General features: G+C 65.0%; 3 protein-coding genes and 1 pseudogene. 3 read left to right on the top strand and 1 reads right to left on the bottom strand.

Annotated elements, in window-relative coordinates:
* Positions 1–485, bottom strand: a pseudogene (locus WCB02_RS31170) (ligase-associated DNA damage response exonuclease); the annotation flags it as partial.
* Positions 486–669: 184 nt separating this feature from the next.
* Here WCB02_RS31170 and WCB02_RS31165 point away from each other — a divergent pair.
* The 3 genes from WCB02_RS31165 to WCB02_RS31155 form a co-directional block, all read left to right on the top strand.
* Positions 670–1596, top strand: a complete 927-nt coding sequence (locus tag WCB02_RS31165; RefSeq protein WP_423964160.1) for a methyltransferase domain-containing protein — start codon at positions 670–672, stop codon at positions 1594–1596.
* Between the two features lie 144 nt (positions 1597–1740).
* Positions 1741–2961: an ABC transporter substrate-binding protein gene (locus WCB02_RS31160; RefSeq protein ID WP_423964158.1), complete on the top strand. Its 1221-nt coding sequence runs from the start codon at positions 1741–1743 to the stop codon at positions 2959–2961.
* A gap of 69 nt (positions 2962–3030) precedes the next feature.
* A partial coding sequence (locus tag WCB02_RS31155; protein ID WP_423964156.1) for a hypothetical protein occupies positions 3031–3369 on the top strand: 339 nt, incomplete at its 3' end.

Here is a 3369-nt window from a genome sequence, read left to right as displayed (position 1 = left end):
ACCGATGCCAACAGCTTCTTGACCTCGTCGGCCGCGTCCCCATGCCGGAATACCGGCAGCCCAAAGGTCGCCTCGGTGATGAAGACGTCGCAGGGAACCAGCTCGAACGGCGCGCAGGTTGGATCGGGCGCGTCCTTGTAGTCGCCGGAGGCCACGATGCAGATGTCCTTGCAGCCGACCGCGATCTGCGCCGAGCCCAAGACATGGCCCGCGGGATGGAACTTGACCGTGACGTCGCCGAGCCGGATCTCCTCGCCATAGCCGATCGCCTGGGTACTGCCCGCGAAATCCTCGCCGTAGCGCAGCCGCATGATGTCGAGCGTCTCCTGCGTCGCCAGCACGGCGCCATGGCCGGCGCGGGCGTGGTCCGAATGGCCGTGGGTGATCACGGCCCGCTCGACCGGGCGCACAGGATCGATGTGAAAGCCGCCCTGCTTGCAGCAGAGCCCGGCGGAGACGGGCGTCAGGATGTCTTGCGGTCGCATCGGGCTGATATAGGCAGGGCGGCGTCCAATATCAGGTGTCCGGTTATCAGGGGTCTCGCTATCAGATGTCATGCGCGGGCTTGACCCGTGCATTCATCTTGCAAAGAATCCGGTTTTGATGGATTGCCGGGTCTTCCAAGAGGACGCGCTCGCGCCCTTGCCTGGCAATGACGATGTGAGATTGATGCCCACCCGTTTGTTCCTGTCGTCCGGCGATCTGCTCGCCGACCGCCGCTTCGAATTCGCGCGCGATCTGCAATTGAAGGGCGATCGCGCGGCCGCCGCCGATCTGCTGGAGCAGGCGACCGAGCTTGCGCCGAACTTCGCCTCGGCCTGGTTCACGCTAGCCGAGATCCGCCAGCAGCTCGGCGAGCATGACGCGGCGGTCGCGGCGTTTCGCAAGGCGCGCGAGGCCGATCCTGCCGATCGTCATGGCGCGGCGGTGCGGCTGATGCGGTTGGGCGCGGAGCCGCTGCAGGCGATGCCGCATGGCTATGTGCGGGCGCTGTTCGATCAATACGCGCCGCGCTTCGAGGCCGCGCTGCTCGGCGATCTCGGCTATCGCGCGCCGCAATTATTGTTCAAGGCGGTGCTGGCGCTGCGTGCGGCGGAGAAAAAGCCCGCGTTGTTCAAGCACGCCATCGATCTCGGCTGCGGCACCGGACTTGCGGCTTCGGCCTTCGCCAGGCAGGTCGATCGTTTCACCGGCATCGATCTGTCGCCCGGGATGATCGAGCAGGCGCGCGCCACCGGGCGCTATGCCGAACTCGAAATCGCCGACATGGCGCAGGCGCTGTGCGGCAAGCCCGACGCAAGTACTGATCTCATCCTCGCCGCCGACGCCATGGTCTATGTCGCCGATCCCGCGCCCGTGATCGTCGAAGCGGCGCGCGTGCTCGCTGCCAACGGCCTGCTGGCGTTTACCGTCGAGACCCATGATGGCGAGGGCGTCATCATTGGTCATGGCCTGCGCTATGCTCATGGCGCCAAGTTCGTGCGCGACGCGATCGCTGCAGCAGGGCTGGCGCTCGCCCATCTCGAGCAAGCGTCGCTGCGCACCGAGGACCATGTCCCGGTGCGCGGGCTGGTCGCGGTCGCGGCCAAAACCTGACTGCAAAGGCCAAGTGCAGAACTTGAGTCCAGTCGCTACGCGCCCGGCAAGGCGCAGCGCCGCCGCGCCGCAATGTCAAACTTCGCCCTTGCCGAGCCCGCGCCGATGCCAGCACAATGCCGGCGATCTAGGGAGAAACATAAAATGAACAAGCAGCAGTCGAGGCGCCAATTCTGCGCCACCGCGGTCGCGACCGTTTTCGCTTCAACCACCTTCGCCAGGGCCTCCGAGCAGAAATACGATCCCGGCGCGAGCGATACTGAGATCAAGCTTGGCCAGACCGTGCCGCATAGCGGCCCAGGCTCGCTTTATGGCGTGCTTGGCCGGGTCGGCGAAGCCTATTTCCAGATGCTCAACGAGCAGGGCGGCATCAATGGCCGCAAGATCAATTTCCTCACGCTGGACGACGCCTATAGCGCGCCGAAATGCGTCGAGGCGACGCGGCGGCTGGTGGAACAGGAAGAGGTGCTGGCGCTGTTCGGCTCGCTTGGTACCGCGCCGCAGACCGCCGTGCACAAATATCTCAACGCCAAGGGCGTCCCGCAGCTCCTGCTCAACACCGGCGCGTCGAAATGGAACGATCCGAAGAACTACAAATGGACCATGGCGGGCCTGCCGCTCTATCCGACCGAGGGGCGGATTCTCGCGCACCACGTCGTCAATGTGAAGCCGGACGCCAAGGTCGGCATCCTCTACCAGAACGACGATTTCGGCCGTGATTTCCTCGGCCCCTTCAAGAAGGTGCTCAGCGATGCCGGCGGCAAGGCCCAGGTGATCATGGAGCAGACCTATGATCTCTCCGACCCGACCGTCGATTCGCAACTGATCAATCTGTCGAAATCGGGCGCCGACGTGTTCTACAACATCACCACCGGCAAGGCGACGTCGCAGTCGATCCGGAAGGTCGCCGAGCTCGGCTGGAATCCGCTGCAATTATTGTCCGCAGGCTCGACCGGCCGCTCGATCCTCAGTGCCGCCGGCTTTGAGAATGCCGCCGGCATCGTCGCCATCCGTTACGCCAAGGACGCCGGCGTGCCGCGCTGGCAGAACGATCCCGATGTGATGCGGTTCGAGGCCTTGCGCGCCAAATATCTGCCCAATGTCGATCGCGACAACACCATCGCCTATGCCGGCTACGGCCAGGCCGTGACCATGGCGGAAATCCTGCGCCGCTGCGGCAACGACCTGACGCGGGACAGCGTGTTGCGGCAGGCCGCCAACCTGCACGGCTTCCACTCGCCGTTCTTCCTCGATGGCGTGACCTATGACTACACGCCCGACGACTACACGCCGATGAAGACGCTCTACATCTCGATCTTCAACGGCAAGGACTGGGACATCTCGGATTCGCCGGTGACGGAGTAAGCTCTGTCACGATCGTTTCTCCCCCTCGACCACGCGCGTAGCACGTGGTGGGGAGGGGGCGACGGGGTGATGCTGCGCCGGCATTTCACCGCGCGCGACGTCGGTGTGCCCTCGACGAAGCGGGTTGGAGGACTTAGCTGTTCTGGCGTGCCATCGCGTCCTTTGCCAGAGTCTTCGACCAAGCCGCCTGCGCTGTTGCCGGAGCGTTTCCAGAAATGGTTCGTCTCGCGCGGCTGGTCGCCGCGCGAGCATCAGTTGGCGCTGTTGGAAAAGGCCCGCGAGGCCCGCTCGGCGCTGCTGATCGCGCCGACCGGTGCCGGCAAGACGCTGGCCGGATTCCTGCCGAGCCTGGTGGAGCTGTCTGGTTCGATGCAGCCTCCTGTCTCCCCACCCCGCGCTGCGCGCGCG

This window comes from Bradyrhizobium sp. (assembly GCF_049581145.1).
In the GTDB taxonomy this organism is placed as follows: Bacteria; Pseudomonadota; Alphaproteobacteria; order Rhizobiales; family Xanthobacteraceae; genus Bradyrhizobium.
Note: the sequence above shows the minus strand (reverse complement) of the source record. Positions and strands in the feature narration are given on the sequence as shown.

Excerpts from the sequence above, each read along its gene's own strand:
- WCB02_RS31165 (WP_423964160.1), top strand. The coding sequence starts at position 670 with ATGCCCACCCGTTTGTTCCTGTCGTCCGGCGATCTGCTCGCCGACCGC.
- WCB02_RS31160 (WP_423964158.1), top strand. The coding sequence starts at position 1,741 with ATGAACAAGCAGCAGTCGAGGCGCCAATTCTGCGCCACCGCGGTCGCG.